Below are 16,902 nucleotides of genomic sequence, written 5' to 3'. Positions count from 1 at the left end.
TTGCTTGAATACAGGACTTATGCAGTTGAACGATTTTTGGGGCGCTTAGCGCCCCAAAAATCGTTCAACCCCCTGGTTTTTCCGTATGAGGTGCGTAAGTCCTATCAGCATAGAAGAAGTTGGGGGCATGGGGATGTGATGCTGGATGCACTTCGTGGTGAGGTACGAGTCTTGATGCGGAGATTGTCACGAATTGATCGGGTGGAATGATGTGAGCGAATGCTCTTGCGCTAAGCTGTTAAACGGTAAATTTGTTGCGATCGCCCCAAGATGCCTATGGATATTAGCCTCTGTATGATAGTGAAAAATGAGGCGCATCATCTATCTCGCTGTCTGGATAGTGTGCGATCGTTTGCAAATGAGTTGATTGTGGTAGATACGGGATCTACCGATGAAACTGTGGCGATCGCAGAATCCTTTGGGGCAACGGTCATTCGTACAGACTGGACGGGAGACTTTTCGGCGGCGCGAAATGAATCATTAAAACATGCAACTCAGGAATGGATCCTAATACTGGATGCAGATGAATTGTTGAATGAATCTGTGATTCCTAAGTTGAATGAAGCGATGAACCAGCCCAATGTTCTTGTTGTGAATTTAATGCGGCATGAAGTAGGAGCTACCCAGTCGCCTTATTCACTGGTTTCTCGCTTATTTCGCAACCATCCCAGTATTCGGTTTAGCCGCCCATATCATGCATTAATTGACGACAGCGTGCTGGAACTACTGCACAATGAGCCGCAGTGGCACATTACCGAAGTTGCCGAAGTTGCTATTTTGCATGATGGCTATGCCCCCGATGCGATCGCTGGTCGCAACAAATTTGAAATGGCCAGAAAAGCTATGGAAGCCTACCTGGCTGAGCATCCCAACGATCCATACGAATGCAGCAAACTGGGAGCCCTGTATGTGCAAATGGGTGAAATTGACCAGGGAATTGCCCTGCTAAAGCAGGGCTTGGCTGCCCTAGATGCCAATTCGCCGCAGCACCCATCGATTAAATACGAGCTGCACTATCATCTGGGGGTTGCCTACGGTCGCCGCAATCAGCCCGAGTTGGCCATATCTCACTATCGGGTGGCTGCACAGCAACCCCTGCTGCATCGACTCAAACTGGGGTCGGTCAACAATTTGGCGAGTTTGTTGAAAGCGCAGGGACAGCTACAAGAGGCGGCTACTTTATACAAAACTTGTGTGGAAATTGACCCTGAGTTTGCGGTTGGGCACTATAACCTGGGAACCACGCTGCGCGCTCTGGGCAACACCCAAGAGGCGATCGCCCATTACGAAACGGCGCTTCAGCTCAATCCCTACCATGCAGAAGCGCACCAAAACTTGGGGGTGGCGCTGCTAAAACTGGGGCGGGTGCAGGAGAGTTTGGCTTCCTTTGGTCGAGCGATCGCACTGCACAGCCATACCAATCCTCAAGAGGCCGAACGGATTCGCCAAGAACTGAGTCAAATGGGCTTTCAAGTATAGCGATCTCGCTGCGATCGCATGAGTGGCTATGGACTTGTTTGAGCAACATCGCCAAACGATCACGAACGCAGAAGCGCCCCTGGCGGCTCGTATGCGTCCGCGAGTGTTGGATGAGTATATTGGCCAAGATCATATTTTGGGTGCTGGACGATTGCTGCGACGGGCGATTCAAGCCGATCAATTATCGTCCCTTATTTTTTATGGGCCACCCGGAACAGGCAAAACAACGCTCGCCATGGTGATTGCCAACACAACCCGCGCTCATTTCATTTCCATTAATGCGGTGCTGTCTGGAGTCAAGGAAATTCGGGAGGCGATCGCCACAGCCCAAGAAAAACGGGGCATGCACGGGCAGCGCACCATTCTGTTTGTAGATGAGGTGCATCGATTTAACAAAGCTCAGCAGGATGCATTGTTGCCCTGGGTTGAGAATGGAACCGTGATTTTGATTGGGGCGACAACCGAGAATCCTTATTTTGAAGTGAATAAGGCATTAGTCAGCCGATCGCGCATCTTTCAGCTAGTTCCCCTTACCGAACGTGATCTCAAACGAATTTTGGAACAAGCTGTACAAGACTGCGATCGCGGTTATGGAATGCTTCAGATTGAACTAGAAGATGCTGCAATTGATCATTTGGTGAATGTTTCCAACGGGGATGCACGAGCATTGCTGAATGCATTGGAACTAGCTGTGGAGACCACCCCACCGAACGCTGAAGGTGTAATTACAATCACGTTGGAGGTGGCGGAAGAGTCTATTCAGCGTCGTGCGGTGCTTTACGACAAAGAGGGCGATGTTCACTTCGACACCATTAGCGCCTTTATCAAAAGTGTGCGAGGTTCCGATCCGGATGCGGTGCTGTACTGGCTGGCGCGTATGGTCTATGCCGGAGAAGATCCACGCTTCATCTTTCGCCGAATGGTGATTTTGGCAAGCGAAGATGTGGGATTGGCAGACCCCAATGCAGTGGTGGTGGTGAATGCGTGTGCGGCGGCATTTGACCGGGTGGGCATGCCCGAAGGCCGCTATCCCTTAGCCCATGCGGCACTGTATTTGGCTACATGTCCCAAATCCAACAGTGTGATGGGCTTTTTTGATGCGTTGGCGACCGTAGAGCGCGAACGCGAAGATGATGTGCCTCTGCATCTACGTGATCCGAACCGGGATAAAAACAGCTTTGGGCACGGGCAGGGCTATCTCTATCCCCATTCCTATCGCGAGCACTGGGTCGAGCAGCAGTACTTACCCACAAGTTTGCAGGGCCAGGTGTTTTACCAACCATCGACTCAGGGGTATGAAGATCGCATTCGGGTAGAGGTGGCCCAGCGGCGAGAGGCGCAACTCGCTGCCCTGGTGGAAGGCGTTGGGGTGGGCTTGCCGGAGGTGTTAACCTTTGGCCCAGCAGATTCTGCAACCGATCGCTGGCTCCAACGAACGCTGGGGCAGGCCGGAGAGCGATTGGCAGAGGTGCGCGATCGCCTATTTTCCCTCGCTCCACCACAACGCCACCATGTGATGTTGGATGTGAATGCTAGCAGTGGATTGTTGACCTGGGAGGCCGTGCGTCGAGTACCGGAGGGAAACGTAGTAGCCTGCGTTCGAAACGAAACCGATGCAACGGCACTCGCAGAACAGGCTAACTTGTTGCCAGAATTAACCCGTCCTCTCATTCTTCAAAGTATGTTGCCATCTCTGCCAGATCAGTTGGAGAGAGAGCTTCCTACCTATCGATTTGATCGCATCATAGGACGCAATGCCTTTTCTCAGGAACGCGATCGCGCATCGATTGTACAACGACTACTACCATGGCTACAGCCAGATGGCCAAATGCTGTTTGCCGAAAGTCTTCCCTATGCAACGCAGCGCATTTATGAATTGCTCGATCGCACGCGACTTGGAGAGAAGCTATACAAAAAACTCACCAAAGCAGAAGATGCCATCTATCACGATTTGGAGAATGGATTGACGAACTGGCGTGAGGATGATTGGCGATCGCTCAGTCCCATTCTAAATGTGATGGTAGAGGTTACAGTTATGCCCACAAAAACATTGATGCAAATTACCCCCGCTCTGGTATCTCGATGGTTTGCAGTGGGGGGCGATCGCCCTAGCTACCGTGACTATTTGGCAAGAAACCTGTCAGCCACCGAAGTCAACAAAATCCATGAGCTGGTTTCCCAGCAGCTCACTAACCAAGCCGTATCTTGGAAAGGCGCGATCGCCCTCATTCAGATTGCTCCAGGTCATGATGTTCCAGCGACAACCGCTTAGCGGGGCACAGACCAGCAGATGGGGCATGGCTCTGCCGCACGGTTGGCTGTCCTACATGCATCGCAAAGCGTGATTGAATAACAGAATTGGGTTGGGTCGCAATCTGCGGTTGTTGTTGGAAGATAGTTGTTACTGAATGGTGTTGATGAAAGTTGTTGCGGCTAAAACCCGTGTATTACGCTGTTTCCACTTCCACAACCAATCACCACAGATCTAGACCGTCGCCCAGCATTGGAGACCAGACTGGACAGAAATCATGACACTAAAACGATTTGTGATTGAGATGGGAATGGGCGTTGATCAGCATGGACAGGAGCCAACGGTGGCGGCGGCTCGTGCAGTGCGCAATGCGATCGCTCACAATGCGCTACCGGGGGTGTGGGAGGTTGCAGGATTGGCGCATCCAAATGACATGGTGGTTGAGGTGCAGGTGGCGGTCCCCTTTCCAGATCAGGTGCGAGCCGATGAGGTGCTGGCGGTGCTGCCCTTTGGTCAAAAACGGCTAACTGTTGAGTTGGGAGGCATGGTGGTGCCAGGGCGCGCCATTCCCGAACTCAACGATAAGAATGATGATATGTATGTGGCGATCGCGGCAGTAACCGTTTGGGTGGATGTGAACGACGCTCCATCGAATGCATAACCCATGCTGAAATGCGCGATCGCAAGTGAACCTTTTCGGTTTGCATAATTTTCATAATTAAGCCAGATAAGTAACTGTCCTACCTTGTGCGGAATGAACTTAACCAACTCCGCAAAGGTAGGACTAGGCGCGATTTGGAGATTGGATGAATGAAAATTAAGCTCCCATGATTCCTGAAAAACTAAGAAAAACAACACACTTTAGGAAGTGGCATATTCATATCCGGTTCACTCTCAAGGATGAATTTTGATAGACGCAATACTCAAGTTATTGCATGAATGATTTGAGTGCCTTACGATTCACCTCCACATCTCTAAACGAAGATCAATGTATCAATCGTTCATGGATGAATGGATTGAAACGACAGAACACTAACGCAACCTCTACATTTATCCCAATCCCCAATGGATGTAGAGGCCGTGATGAATTGAGCAACTTCCCCCCTTGTGCAATTCATAACTTTGGTATGAATTGCGCAAATTCAATTCACGAAGTTGTGTCTTAAAGATGTGGAATTGGTTCACGATTCATCTTGCTAGAGGAATCAACTCATTCATTGGAGCCCCCAAATGAACAAGAACCTGCTTTTACAAACGATGATGGAATGTTATCCCGATGGGATTTTGCTGGTGAGCGATCGCGGCGATATGATTACCGCGAATCAATTTGCTCGGCAACTGTGCAAAAAAATGAATACCTCAACGACTTCGGCCGCCAGCGTTCCCGATCCACTGTGGAAAATGTGCCAAAGTTTGATTCGCAATGCATCTGCTTGGGATGATGAAACGGTGGTGCTGGAAGATCGCATTCATTTGGATGAGGCGCAGGCGCTGCGAGTGCGAGTGCGACGGTTTGACCAAGTGGCAACCCGTGGTTTGATGATTACGCTGGAGGATGAGCTGCTGTCGGTGCATCACCGTGTGATGAGTGAACAGCAACGCTATGGACTCACCCAACGAGAGGCTGAGGTGTGGCTGTTGCGCCAAGCCAACTGCACCTATAAAGCGATCGCTGCTCAGCTCCACATCACGGTGGATACTGTGAAAAAGCACATCAAAAATATCAATGCAAAACGCCAAGCGTTTCAATAACCATGCGATTGACGCAATTGGATGATGGTTGGAGCGCTTAGCGACCCAACCACATTCAACTGCGTCAGTCCTGCATATGAGACTTGTCTGATGGTGGGCTTGTGCTGGTCTAGTCTGCCGATCGCCCGAAGCGATACCCCTTACCGTAGACCGTGTGGATGAGTGGCGAGGTGGTGTCGAGTTCAATTTTGCGGCGGAGTAGACGAATTTGGGCGGCAAGGGCATTGCTGCTGGGCTTGTCGGTGTCGCGCCACACGGTATCGTAAATTTGAAGGTGGGTGAGAAGTTGATTGGGATGCCGCATGAAGTAGCCCAACAGTTGAGTTTCCTTTTCGGATAGCTCAATGGAGCGATCGCCCCGCAGCGCTAGCTGGTTTTCTTCATCCAGTTCCAAGTCATCAACCCGCAAGCGTAAACTGACGGTGGCAGGCTCCAGCGTGGGTGGACGACGCAGCAACGCACGCACTCGTGCCAGCAATTCCCGCAGCTCAAACGGTTTGACCAGGTAATCATCGGCCCCTGCATCCAGCCCCGCGACTCGGTCATCTATCGTATCCTTAGCGGTTAAAAACAAAACGGGTGTGCGATCGCCCTCTTGACGAATTTGGCGACAAATTTCGAGTCCACTATACCCCGGCAGCATCCAGTCCAAAATCAGCAAATCATAGCTGTGCTGCATCGCCAGGTTCAGCCCCTCGTCTCCATCATGGGCAACATCAATGCCATATCCCTCGCGGGCCAACACCCGACTCAGGGGAACGGTGAGTTCTGCTTCATCATCAACCAGTAGAATCTGCATTGGCGTTAATGGCAGGGTTTGGCAACAGGGCGTTCAGTCAACGTGCTCATCAGTGCGCTGGACGGGTGTTCAATCGGTGTGCTCTGTACTTGTAAACGCAGCAGAACAGACGCGGCAGCATCCGATCGGCAATTGGCGCATACCCGTTGGCGCAAACTAGGCTCCCACAGAGCGGCACTAAGGCACAACCACATTCAAGCTTAAGGGTTTGCATTCAATTTCAACCGGAGTCGTGCCAATCATTTCTCCATCAACCACAACTTTTTGTGGGGGAGTGGTGGTGACCTTAATTCGCTGTGCATAGAAGTGAACGACATTGGGTAACTCAAGATTGGCTTCTCGATTATTATTTTTTACCAAGGCCGAGCCCAACATGCTGAACATGGTTTGAATGGCTTGCAGTTTGGTTTCGGCACTGGCAACCGTGACATCTAGCTTGCCGTCATCAATGACAACCTGTCCGGCCCCTTGCGCCAAAATGGAAGTGGGTGGTGCTGCATTGGCAATGGTGATCGCTCCAGCTTCAAAGGTTTTTACTTCACCATCGACTTCGACCTCCACATTAAACAAATTTTCTTCGTTGAGCTGTTGCCATCCAGCTACCAGATAGGCCAAGGCTCCCCAGCGGGTTTTTAGGTCGCGGGTGGCTCGTTCCACGGTTTCGGCTTCAAACCCGATTGCCGTCAGCAGGGTAAAGGGAATGCCGTTGCAAAAGGCGACATCGATTTGGCGGGTGTGGCCTTTGAGCAAAATTTGGCAGGCTTCGCGAATGGGAGGTGGTAGGGGAGCGATCGCCGATGGAATGCCTAGAGACACCGAGAAGGCATTGGCCGTTCCCCGTGCAATCACCCCCAAAGGCACGTTGCTGCCAATGAGGGCACTGGCTACCGCTGAAATGGTGCCATCGCCACCGGAGGCAATCACCATGTCGGCTTGGGCGTTGAGTGCCTGTTGCACCAATTCGTCGATGCTGGTGTCTACTTCGGTGATGTGGGTTTCCAGGTGTAGATGTGGGCTTAGGCATTCCTGAATCAGTGCCAAATCTTGCTCGCTGGTGGCGCGACCCGCAACCGGGTTAAAGATGAGATGGGCAACGCGAGATTGGGCAATGGAGGTGGCGATCGCCTCGGCTGTAGCTAAATTGGTGGCGATCGGCACGTTATAGAGTTGGCACACCCGCAGCAAGGGCAGCAAATCGGGATCATTTGGAGTTGGGGTAACCCCATCCATCAAGCAAATGACCACGCTAATTTGCTGAGTGACCACCGCTGCGGCAATTTGGAGTTCGCCACCTCGGGTTTCGGCGGCAAGCGACTCAACTCCCAGGCTGGTTTCATTACCCAAACGCTGAGCGATCGTGGCCGTGGCCAAAATGCGATATCGCGCAAACAGAGGTTCATGCTGCTGCACATAACTCACCAGGGCATTAATTTGACTTTGATGCGCAATAAAAGCAATGGTGGCAGCCATAGGTCGTCAGCACAATTGGAGTAGGTTATTCTAACGTAGACCCCCGCCAGTCAGTCGCATTCACAGGCACCACGCCAACGTTCCCAGCAGGATACTTCAACGCTAGCGCATGCAGCCCTCTTCTCCCGAACCACCTCCCAAAAGTTATAGTCTTACCAATGAGTTGGCCAAAGAGCGCAACCGTGCTGCGGCTGAGCGCACCCTCATGGCCTGGATTCGCACCTCGCTAGCGCTCATTAGCTTTGGATTTGGCATTGACCAGGTGGTGGCGGCTCTGGCGGCGCGCGGCGGCGATATTGCGCGCACATCGGCTCTATCGCGGGTAACGGGACTCAGCTTTATTGCTGTGGGCATTTATGCAATGGTGGCGGCTATTCTAGAGCATCGACGCATCCTGACTCTAATTCAGCGAGATGACTACATTTATTACCGAACGCGATCGCTAGGAATTCATGTGGCGATCGCCCTCATTGGCATCGGGGCCTTTGCGTTTGGAGCGATTATCGTAGACGCTCTGTTGGATTAGCAAGATGGACTCGATATAGCGCGATATCAATAGAACATTAGCCCAGTGCAGCTTTGGCCTGCTGAGCCAACTGCCGCAGCGCAGCGCCATCGAGCACTTCTGTCTCACTTTCCATCCTGAGCCATAGCAAATACTCAATATTTCCAGCAGGCCCAACCAGAGGCGACCAAGTTACGCCACAGTAGCTCCAGCCAAGTTCCTGTGCGGCGTGCAACACCTGGGCGATCGCTCCGGCCTGATCATTTGGCTCGCGCACAACGCCTTTTTTGCCAATTTTGTCGCGGCCCACTTCAAACTGAGGCTTCACCAGCAGCACCAGTTCTCGGGGTGGTTGCAGCAATGCCCACAGAGCCGGCAGCACCTTCGCCAGCGAAATAAACGAAACATCCACCACGCCCAGATCTGGCAAGGGTGCATCGCCATACAACTCGGTGGGCGTGAGATGGCGCAAGTTGGTGCGCTCCTTCAGCACTACTCGCGGATCTTGGCGTAGACTCCAGGCAACTTGACCGTAGCCCACATCTACGCCGTACACCTGCTTGGCCCCAGCCTGAAGCAAGCAGTCCGTAAATCCTCCGGTGGAAATGCCCCCATCCAGACAAATGCGCTCTGCAACGGTAATGGGAAATGTGTCCAGGGCTTTGGCCAGTTTTTCGCCCCCGCGCGATACATAGGGCGATCGCTGCTTTACTTCGATAGTGGCGGCGAGGTCTATCTCGGTGCCGGGCTTGTCCACTACCTGTTGGTTGACCAACACCTCGCCAGCGCGAATGAGCCGCTGCGCCTGCTGGCGAGAGTCACAGAGCGATCGCTCTAGCAAAAGGGTATCAAGCCGCTGCTTTGCCAAGGGAGTAACCGAATAGAGAAATAAATTGTGCGGCAACACGCCGCCAAAGTATCAGAATATCGCAAACCGAATCGTGCAAAAGCCAACCGCCCCAGATCGAAGCGTGCGATCGATGAGTGCAATAGAACGGGTGCCTAAATCCAGCTAGCAAACCAGCGACGAGTTTGCATATCTGCTGGAGAAATGGGTAAACCCAGAAATAGCGGTAGCCAAAAAATGAACCCTAACGCTACGACCAGCACCGTGGTTAATGCCACGACTCGGTGCCAGCCCCGTAGGCTATCAAGCCAGCCATCCACCAACAGGGCGATCGCCAAAATTGCAAATACCAGCGATCCCATGTAGTGGTAAATGAAAGTGCAGCGTGTCACCTTGGCCCAGGGTAAAAAATTGGCTCCCCAGTTGATGCACAAAAATACTGCCGTCCAAACCCACGTTAGCGGATGCACGGATACAGGAAAACCAGTTGCCGCAAACGGCGCGATCGCATGACCATCTCCGCGAGATCGGGCGATGGCTTGTCCCCCGCGCAAAACCACCAGACCCAGCACAACTGCGATCGCCAGCGTAGAAGCCCACCACAGTGGCGGATTGCCCATGGCATGCACATCGTAAATGATCCGACCGGCCTCGTTGGGCAATGGTGGCCCCACAATGGGCGACGGTTCACCGGGGGCATGAGCCGTTTGGTAGAAGTAAGCAACAGGGCGAATCATCCACAGCCACGATAGCCAGCGCGAACAGTAGGGATGCGCATCCATGCCGCCTACGCGCTCATGATAGGACAACACTTGTCCTTGCCATTCCCACACGCTCACTTCGGGGTTGAGCGCTGCGTAGGGTAGCCAACTCACGTAGTAGGTGATCGCTGGAATGACGCCAAAGGTCAGCGCTACTTGCCATAGCTTGAGTTGGGGCAAAGCCGCCAATGGCGATCGCCATTGACTCGGTTCACTGTCCAGTCTGGCCTCAGCGGTTGCATCCGTAGCTGCCATGGGAAGGGCTGGCCTATCCAGCAGTTGAGGTCGCACCCATTTCACAATCCAGGCTAAGACCCAGAGGGCGATCGCTCCCAAAACAAAGCCTGCCCCATTCCATTTAATGCCGATCGATGCCCCAAACCCCACTCCTGATAACACCAGTGGAAATAGTAGCGATCGTGATTTCCCCTGTGGAGCCGACACCCGATTCAGGGCGATGAGTAGCCCCAAATGCCCCAACAGCCCAAACAAAACGAGGTACACATTGTTCAGGGCGTAGCGCGATTCCACCAAAAACATGCCATCCAGCGCCATGAGTAGAGCTGCAATTAGCGCATAGGTGCGACGATGGGTGAGCTGAAAGGCGATCGCTCCCACCACCAATGGAATCCAAGCCCCGGTGAGTGCATTCAGCCAGCGATAGCTCACGGTAGAAATGTACAATCCCGTCAGGCCGTTACGTGTGGCTTCGCTGCCCCAACCCAACTGCTCGCTGATCCAAATGCCGCCTGCAATCAGGTAGGTACTCAGGGGTGGATGCCCGCCAAACTCTTGGCGACCTTGCAAAAATTTTGATGCAAAGTTGGCGTAGTAAACCTCGTCAAATACTAGGGTATTAAAACGGCCCAAGCCCCAAAATCGCAGCGCTAGCGATACCACCAAAATGGCCGCCATGCCCAGCCAAAACCATCGGTTTTTCTTGACTTGCTTTTCCCAACCAACCATAGCTCACTCGTTGTTAACCAAACGCTGTACAGCTCAACCTGTGAGGTGTCTTCACTACTATACTGATGCTTGGGAATGTGATGTTGGAAATGGCGATCGCCCAATAACGGCAACATCTCAAGCCAAAATTTGCGCTCGTCAAGAAAAATCAGACAATGCTCGATACCCTCTGATGCGGTTTGTCGAAGACAAACCGCATCAAAGGATATTGCCGAGAAACGATCGCAGCAGTGAGTCAAGCAAGCTTCATGGCGAAGCCCCTACAAAAACTCATCTTAAACCTTGAATTTGCAAGAGCTTTATTGTTCCGTTGGACAACGGTGCTTAGGCTTGGATGAGAGATCGGGAATTAATGGCGCAAACCTGTGCTGCCCGTCGAGAGACAACGCGTAGTTGATGGGGATAGCGTGGGCAAGGATCATGCTCTAGCCAAATTGGAGGAACCATCATCGGTTCGTAACTGGAAACGACATCGGTGACCCCAGGTTGTTCTTTTAATTCAACAACAGTTCCGGGCAAGTATTCAAATGCTTCATCCCAGTCTTCTACATTTCTTGCAATATTCGTTGTGATAGGTGTCGTTTTAGCGTTCATAACAATCTGTCCGTTCACTCTATGCGAGCTTGCTGCTGCCAATTTGCAAACTCGTGAGCACCGATATCCTAATCATGCTGTGAGCATTGGTGTGGGATAGCTGTAGCGATCGCCTCCTGGCTGCACACCCCATCATCCACAGCTAAAGACTGGCTGACCAGATGCTCTATGAAAAATAGCTGTATGAATCTGGATTTAGAAATAAAAGCTGCCTGTGCTGAGTCGAACTTCCCCATGGTCGGGCACCCAAGCAATCCAACAATCTGCCGATTCCTGACACAGCAGCAAAGCTTCATCAAAGCTGCACTCGCTAGGGGGATACAGAAGCTTGACCCACGACGAGGTGCGATCGCCCAACAGTTGCCCCATGGGTTTGCCCGTAGCGCTGCGAATAGGGCTGACCTCTGGAACCAACGAATTGGACGAATAATCGGATTGGAATCTCATAACTGAACCCGTGAGGTGAACAAGAACTCTTGAAACACATGAACTGCGTCAGCACGAAAATTAGACGCAAAAAATATTTCTGTATCTAACGATACAAAATATCGTCGAGTTTGGAGCGCTTTGTCTTGGAAGTTTACAAACTGCGATCGCCAACGTTGCTCCGCTCGGCCATAAGAAAAATCCCAAAGTGTAGAGCCCTGTATTTATGCAGGTTTGACAGGTTCATACGGCGCTGAATGCTGTCTTGGCCTTCAGAATATTCAGCTAGGCAGCTTCAATCATTAGATCTCCTGCATGAATGCTTGCGCGGCACCGCCGCGCAAGCATTCATCCTTCAGAAAGCCATTCGTGCAGGAGGTCTATTGAAAGTGCACTATCTAAAACAAGAGATATTGCGCTCGTTCTCACCTCATTGGGCAAGGGGCGGTCTTTCGCTAAATATCAGAATTCTCGCTTTTGGAGCGAAGGATCGAATCCTGGAATTAAGCTGCTTTAGTTGCAACGCCTTGATAGAGATAGCCTGCTACCTTTGGTAACCCTTCTCCGTAAAACTCATCAATGGTGACCGTGTCAAACTGCTGGGCGATTAAATCGCGAATGTTGCGGTTGAGATGGCAGCCGTCGCCGATCACTTTTTGCAGAGGTGTCAGTCGATTTTGCCAAGTTTGAATTCCTGGGTCTTTACTAAGGCCATGCTCAATAAAGAAGAACCGTCCACCTGGTTTTAGCACGCGATGAATTTCGCGCAGCGCTTGCTCAACATTGGCAATGCTGCACAAGGTCCACGTACTGACAACGCTATCAAACGAGGCATCAGCCATGGGCAATTGCTCGCCGTTGAGCACCCGATAATCGACGGTTACGTTGGCTTGATGAATGCGCTGCTGAGCCAGCCGATTCACACCCGGGTTGGCATCAATTGCAACCAGTTTTTCAATGTGTTCAGGATAGTAGGATAGGTTTAATCCTGTTCCAAATCCAATCTCTAATACATCACCTTGAACGTTTGCCAATACTTGTTTGCGGTATTGTGCAAGATGTTCATCGGACATTGCCCAATCTAGGAGATAGGGAAGAATATTGCGTGAATAAAATCCCATAAGTGCATGTTTGAGTGAATGATGCAGGAATTGCTGTTTTTAAGCAATACTGGCGTGTTCAATGATGGGGCAAATACTGGATTCGGTTGTGTTGGAGAGTAGGTGTGCTGTATTTGTTAACTCTTCTAGCTCTTGCTTTAAGATACGGAGCTGTTGAATTTGCCGATCAATCTCCAGTAATTTATCTTGCAGTTTCAAGGTGACCTGGGTGCAAGGTTTGTTCCCCTGGTCGTGAATGGTGAGGAATTCTCGAATTTCGGCAAGGGTTAAGCCCAGGCTTTGTGCCCGTTTGATAAAGTTGAGGCGATCGCCCACATCAGCCCCAAATAATCGATAACCGCCTTCCGTTCTGCCAACTGCACGCAGCAATCCCAAGTCTTCGTAGTAGCGGATCGTTTTGATGGGAATTCCGCTTTCTTTGGCAACTGTGCCGATGAGTTTGGGTTGGCTGGGGGTGGAAGCTGGTGTTGAGCCTGGAACAGGTGCGGGAGTAAACATGGCGATCGCCCTTCAGGTTGGCTTGAGGTGTGGTTCGCTGCACTATACAATTCTAAACTCTCCAGATCACTGGAGAGTTTAGAGGGTTACATGATGAGACAATCTTGGTCTAGAAAGCCGTTCAGTGATGGTGATTCAGGGGTGGCAGTTCAGCAGCTAGGCAGAAACAGTGTAGCCTGCGGCGGTTACGGCTTCTTTGACGGCGGTCTCGGATTGTTGAGTGTCAACTGTGACCAGTTTGGTTTTTGGGTCTGCTGTCACGTTTGCGTTGGGGTCAAGCGATTTTAGCGCTTTGGTAATGGTATCGCTACAGGCAGAGCAGGCCATGTCTGGTACGGTGAATTGAACTGTCATAACGGCATTTCTCCACGAGTGTTTTTCTATTTTGAACCCTCCAGTGCAATGGAGGGTCAAGGGTTGGCACTATATTGAACCTGCTGCACGAATCGCTGGGCAGCTCTGCTGATCTGGAGGCTTTTCTGAGGCGGATCCAACACTGACGTCATAGGGTGTGGTGCAGCAAAATCGGTACGCATGTATCATGATTGGTTAATCTTTGGGGATAGATCGGGCTTCGCGTTATCGTGATGCTTGGTGCTGATGCGATCGCCCGACAGGTTTCCCGATTTTTCTCTCCTTTCATTGCTCTACGGTTTTATGCAAATTCTTTCTGTCGCACTGAAAAACTTCAAATCCCACAGCGATCGCGTGGTTACGTTTCAGGTGGGAACGAATGCGATTTGTGGCGAGAACGGTGCCGGAAAGACGAGCATTCTGGAAGCGATCGCCTGGACCTTATTTAACTACCGAGGCGGCTATAAAGTTGAGGATCTGATCCGCAACGGAGCAGGTAGTGCTCAGGCGACGATTGCCTTTGTTTCCAACCACGATGGACGCACCTACGAAGTGCAGCGCTGCACCTCCCGTGGCTATACCCTGTACGATCCGCAACTAGGTCAGCGGTTGGACTACAAGCATATTGAAGATGAAGTCATGCCCTGGCTGCGGCAGCACTTAGGCGTGATGCCTGGAACCGATTTGGCTAAGTTGTTTGCCAACACAATTGGTGTGCCGCAAGGGACCTTCACGGCTGATTTTTTAAAGACTCCAGAAGATCGCAAAAAGGTTTTTGACGCGGTTCTCAAAGTTGAAGAATACAAAAAAGCGAATCAAGATTTACTCTCGCTAGAACGCTACGCAAAAGCTCAGGTGGAACGGCTAGAAGAAACAATTAAGAACTGTGAAGAAGAGCTGTTGGGATTGGAGCCGTTGCAACAGCGATATGCAGCGATGCAGCAAGAAATTGCCCGCGATGAAGCGCAGTTGAAAGCCTTGGAGCAAACACTGGCGAAACTTCAGGCCGAAAAAGAGCAGTGGATGGCGATCGCCCAGCAGGTTCAGCAATGCGAAACTGAACTGCAAACGGTGGTAACCCAGCGAGATGCCCAGCAGCAGGCGATCGCTCAATTGCAGCAACGGGTCGAGCAAGCGACCCAGGCAGCCACAATTTGTCAGGCCCATGCTGCAACCTATCAGCACTATCTCCAGCTTGAAGCAACCCTGCGCGAGTTGCAGCAGCAGCAAAAAGCTCGACAGCAGCTTCGCACCCAGCTCGATACAAAACAGCGATCGCTGGCTCAGCATCAGCAGTCTATGACGCGCCTGGTGCTGCAACGGGAAAGCTTGGAAAAATCTGCTGCAGAGGTAGCGCAGCTTCAGCCGATGGTGCAGCAGCAAATTGCACTGGAGCGGCAGCAGGCGGACTTGGCTCAGCGCTTGCAGCAGGTGCAAACGCAAAAGCTAGAGGCTCAAGCCTTTACCAAACAGCTCACCAAACTGCATCAAGATATGGAGCAGGCTCACCAAACGGTGCGGCGTCTGCAATCGCTGGCCGATGAGGTGGCACAACTACCCCACGTAGAACACCAGCGCGATCGCTTGCAAATTCAGCTGAGTCGAGTCGAGGCGGCCAAACAGTTTGAGGCAGAGCTACAGTATTTGGTTGATGTGGGCGGTCAATGGCGCGATCGCCATCAGCAAGACGTGCACATGGCGTTGGCGACCTTACAGCAAATTCAGCAAGCGGTTCCCGGGCTGACGACAGATGCCTTTGAGCCAATTTTGGTGACCCTGCAAGCGGGTGTGCAGCTCAATACCAATCTGCTGCATGCTCTGGCGCAGATTTTGACCGATTTGTCGGAGCAAACATCGGTTGATAAGTTGCAACAGCAGATGCAGCAGGTGCGCCATCGCTTGGAAGAGCTATATCGCCACCAGGCCGACTATCGCCAGCTCGATGCAGCGATCGCCCGAGGTCAGGCGCTCAGCGAGGAGCAAACTCAGGTGCAAGCGCAGTTAGATGGGTTGCAGGCTGGCTTGGCGCAGGAGCCCGATTTGCTAGCTCAGCAGGCACAGTACATGGATGCGATCGCTCAACTTGGAGATCCCCGCAGTCGATGCCACTTGCTAGAGCGTGAGCTACAGCAGTTAGAACCGTTAAAAGCAACCCTGGCCCAAGCGCACCAGGTTCAAACGGAGCTGGAACAGGCAATTGCTCAATTAGCAGAACAGTTAGCCGAATATGCAGAGCTAGATGACCAACTTGACCAGCAGCAGCAAGTACAGCAGCAACTGCAACCGGGCTACGTGGCCTATGTGCAGCACCAGCAGGCTGCGCAGCAGCAGTCCACCTTAGAGGCGGAACTACAGCAGGCGATCGCCCAACTCCATCGCCTAAAAACGAGCGAGGCCGAATTGGAAACGACTCGTCAGCACTTGCTGAAATCCTATGATCCCCAACAGTGGGCGCAACTCGATGCCACCTATACGGAGCAGCAACGTCAAACCGACCGCATTACTGGGGCGTTGCCCCAACAGCAAAAGCTCCTTCAAGAATTGGAGCAGCAGCTCAAAGCGATGCAAAACGTGACAGAAAAGCGCGATCACGCCAAGGTAGACCTTAAACAGCGCGACAAGGTGCGTAAGTTTATTGCCTTCTCCCGCAAAGCCTACAAAGAAGCCGGCCCTCGCATTACCGAGCGCTATCTCACGACCATCTCTAAAGAGGCGGATCGCCTCTTTCGTGAGTTGATGAATCGGCCTAACTTGGCGCTGGAATGGACACGCGATTATGAGGTGATTGTTAGCGAGGGAGCGAATAAGCGTCGATTTATTAACCTTTCGGGGGGAGAGCAAATGTGTGCGGCGCTGGCAGTACGGCTTGCCCTGCTGCGAGTGTTGGCGGATGTGGATGTGGCCTTTTTCGATGAACCTACTACCAACATGGATCGGCAGCGACGGCAAAGCTTGGCCGAGGCGATCGCCAATATCCGCTCATTCCGTCAAGTTTTTGTCATTAGCCACGACGACACATTTGAACAAGTCACCGAAAACATCATTACCATTGCCCGCGACGACTGAGCGCGTTTGCGCG

15 protein-coding genes are annotated in these 16,902 nt (G+C 51.9%); 6 read left to right on the top strand and 9 right to left on the bottom strand.

The features are described 5' to 3' along the window. The first annotated feature begins 294 nt into the window (after positions 1-294). The 4 genes from ACQ4M4_RS02625 to ACQ4M4_RS02610 all read left to right on the top strand — a co-directional run bounded on the left by ACQ4M4_RS02625 (position 295) and on the right by ACQ4M4_RS02610 (position 5,482). Positions 295-1,479, top strand: coding sequence for a tetratricopeptide repeat protein (locus tag ACQ4M4_RS02625; protein WP_430682899.1), 1,185 nt, complete (start codon positions 295-297; stop codon positions 1,477-1,479). Positions 1,480-1,507: 28 nt separating this feature from the next. Continuing rightward, on the top strand, positions 1,508-3,751 hold the full coding sequence (locus tag ACQ4M4_RS02620; RefSeq protein WP_430682898.1) for an AAA family ATPase: 2,244 nt from the start codon (positions 1,508-1,510) through the stop codon (positions 3,749-3,751). A gap of 256 nt (positions 3,752-4,007) precedes the next feature. After that, on the top strand, positions 4,008-4,391 hold the full coding sequence (locus ACQ4M4_RS02615) for a Lin0512 family protein (protein WP_430682897.1): 384 nt from the start codon (positions 4,008-4,010) through the stop codon (positions 4,389-4,391). A gap of 569 nt (positions 4,392-4,960) precedes the next feature. Continuing rightward, positions 4,961-5,482 carry a helix-turn-helix transcriptional regulator gene (locus tag ACQ4M4_RS02610; RefSeq protein WP_430682896.1) on the top strand — a complete coding sequence of 174 codons (522 nt, stop codon included), beginning with the start codon at positions 4,961-4,963 and terminating at the stop codon, positions 5,480-5,482. Between the two features lie 109 nt (positions 5,483-5,591). Here the strand turns inward: ACQ4M4_RS02610 and rppA are convergent, their stop codons facing one another. Both rppA and ACQ4M4_RS02600 read right to left on the bottom strand, forming a co-directional pair. After that, entirely contained in the window at positions 5,592-6,281 is a 690-nt protein-coding gene (gene rppA / locus ACQ4M4_RS02605) for a two-component system response regulator RppA (protein ID WP_430682895.1), read from the bottom strand. 177 nt (positions 6,282-6,458) lie between these two features. Then, positions 6,459-7,751: a methylglyoxal synthase gene (locus ACQ4M4_RS02600; RefSeq protein WP_430682894.1), complete on the bottom strand. Its 1,293-nt coding sequence runs from the start codon at positions 7,749-7,751 to the stop codon at positions 6,459-6,461. Positions 7,752-7,860: 109 nt separating this feature from the next. On the opposite strand from ACQ4M4_RS02600, the gene ACQ4M4_RS02595 reads away from it, so the two are divergent. Continuing rightward, the gene (locus ACQ4M4_RS02595; protein ID WP_430682893.1) at positions 7,861-8,277 is read left to right on the top strand and encodes a YidH family protein; all 417 of its coding nucleotides are present in this window, start codon (positions 7,861-7,863) and stop codon (positions 8,275-8,277) included. Positions 8,278-8,314: 37 nt separating this feature from the next. Here ACQ4M4_RS02595 and ACQ4M4_RS02590 read toward each other — a convergent pair whose 3' ends face one another. The 7 genes from ACQ4M4_RS02590 to ACQ4M4_RS02560 all read right to left on the bottom strand — a co-directional run bounded on the left by ACQ4M4_RS02590 (position 8,315) and on the right by ACQ4M4_RS02560 (position 13,823). Beyond that, a complete protein-coding gene (locus ACQ4M4_RS02590; protein ID WP_430682892.1) occupies positions 8,315-9,124 on the bottom strand; it encodes a TlyA family RNA methyltransferase in 810 nt (269 codons plus the stop codon). Between the two features lie 134 nt (positions 9,125-9,258). Beyond that, positions 9,259-10,830: a phospholipid carrier-dependent glycosyltransferase gene (locus tag ACQ4M4_RS02585; protein ID WP_430682891.1), complete on the bottom strand. Its 1,572-nt coding sequence runs from the start codon at positions 10,828-10,830 to the stop codon at positions 9,259-9,261. 324 nt (positions 10,831-11,154) lie between these two features. Beyond that, positions 11,155-11,424, bottom strand: coding sequence for a hypothetical protein (locus ACQ4M4_RS02580; RefSeq protein WP_430682890.1), 270 nt, complete (start codon positions 11,422-11,424; stop codon positions 11,155-11,157). Between the two features lie 195 nt (positions 11,425-11,619). Then, a complete protein-coding gene (locus ACQ4M4_RS02575; RefSeq protein ID WP_430682889.1) occupies positions 11,620-11,871 on the bottom strand; it encodes a hypothetical protein in 252 nt (83 codons plus the stop codon). 482 nt (positions 11,872-12,353) lie between these two features. Further along, complete coding sequence (locus tag ACQ4M4_RS02570; protein WP_430682888.1) at positions 12,354-12,971, bottom strand: class I SAM-dependent methyltransferase; 618 nt, start codon at positions 12,969-12,971, stop codon at positions 12,354-12,356. 39 nt (positions 12,972-13,010) lie between these two features. Then, entirely contained in the window at positions 13,011-13,469 is a 459-nt protein-coding gene (locus ACQ4M4_RS02565; RefSeq protein ID WP_430682887.1) for a heavy metal-responsive transcriptional regulator, read from the bottom strand. Positions 13,470-13,625: 156 nt separating this feature from the next. Further along, positions 13,626-13,823 carry a heavy-metal-associated domain-containing protein gene (locus ACQ4M4_RS02560; protein WP_430682886.1) on the bottom strand — a complete coding sequence of 66 codons (198 nt, stop codon included), beginning with the start codon at positions 13,821-13,823 and terminating at the stop codon, positions 13,626-13,628. 303 nt (positions 13,824-14,126) lie between these two features. Between ACQ4M4_RS02560 and ACQ4M4_RS02555 the strand changes: the two genes are divergently transcribed. Then, positions 14,127-16,889 (top strand): AAA family ATPase, encoded by a 2,763-nt coding sequence (locus tag ACQ4M4_RS02555; protein ID WP_430682885.1) that lies wholly within the window; start codon positions 14,127-14,129, stop codon positions 16,887-16,889. Positions 16,890-16,902 lie beyond the last annotated feature (13 nt).

The sequence above is a fragment of the Leptolyngbya sp. AN02str genome (assembly GCF_050565595.1).
GTDB lineage: Bacteria > Cyanobacteriota > Cyanobacteriia > Elainellales > Elainellaceae > Kaiparowitsia.
This window is presented reverse-complemented; position numbering and strand designations above follow the sequence as displayed.

Excerpts from the sequence above, each read along its gene's own strand:
- ACQ4M4_RS02625 (WP_430682899.1), top strand. The coding sequence starts at position 295 with ATGATAGTGAAAAATGAGGCGCATCATCTATCTCGCTGTCTGGATAGT.
- ACQ4M4_RS02585 (WP_430682891.1), bottom strand. The coding sequence starts at position 10,830 with ATGGTTGGTTGGGAAAAGCAAGTCAAGAAAAACCGATGGTTTTGGCTG.
- ACQ4M4_RS02620 (WP_430682898.1), top strand. The coding sequence starts at position 1,508 with ATGGACTTGTTTGAGCAACATCGCCAAACGATCACGAACGCAGAAGCG.
- ACQ4M4_RS02570 (WP_430682888.1), bottom strand. The coding sequence starts at position 12,971 with ATGGGATTTTATTCACGCAATATTCTTCCCTATCTCCTAGATTGGGCA.
- ACQ4M4_RS02595 (WP_430682893.1), top strand. The coding sequence starts at position 7,861 with ATGCAGCCCTCTTCTCCCGAACCACCTCCCAAAAGTTATAGTCTTACC.
- ACQ4M4_RS02560 (WP_430682886.1), bottom strand. The coding sequence starts at position 13,823 with ATGACAGTTCAATTCACCGTACCAGACATGGCCTGCTCTGCCTGTAGC.
- rppA (WP_430682895.1), bottom strand. The coding sequence starts at position 6,281 with ATGCAGATTCTACTGGTTGATGATGAAGCAGAACTCACCGTTCCCCTG.
- ACQ4M4_RS02565 (WP_430682887.1), bottom strand. The coding sequence starts at position 13,469 with ATGTTTACTCCCGCACCTGTTCCAGGCTCAACACCAGCTTCCACCCCC.
- ACQ4M4_RS02615 (WP_430682897.1), top strand. The coding sequence starts at position 4,008 with ATGACACTAAAACGATTTGTGATTGAGATGGGAATGGGCGTTGATCAG.
- ACQ4M4_RS02580 (WP_430682890.1), bottom strand. The coding sequence starts at position 11,424 with ATGAACGCTAAAACGACACCTATCACAACGAATATTGCAAGAAATGTA.
- ACQ4M4_RS02610 (WP_430682896.1), top strand. The coding sequence starts at position 4,961 with ATGAACAAGAACCTGCTTTTACAAACGATGATGGAATGTTATCCCGAT.
- ACQ4M4_RS02555 (WP_430682885.1), top strand. The coding sequence starts at position 14,127 with ATGCAAATTCTTTCTGTCGCACTGAAAAACTTCAAATCCCACAGCGAT.
- ACQ4M4_RS02600 (WP_430682894.1), bottom strand. The coding sequence starts at position 7,751 with ATGGCTGCCACCATTGCTTTTATTGCGCATCAAAGTCAAATTAATGCC.
- ACQ4M4_RS02575 (WP_430682889.1), bottom strand. The coding sequence starts at position 11,871 with ATGAGATTCCAATCCGATTATTCGTCCAATTCGTTGGTTCCAGAGGTC.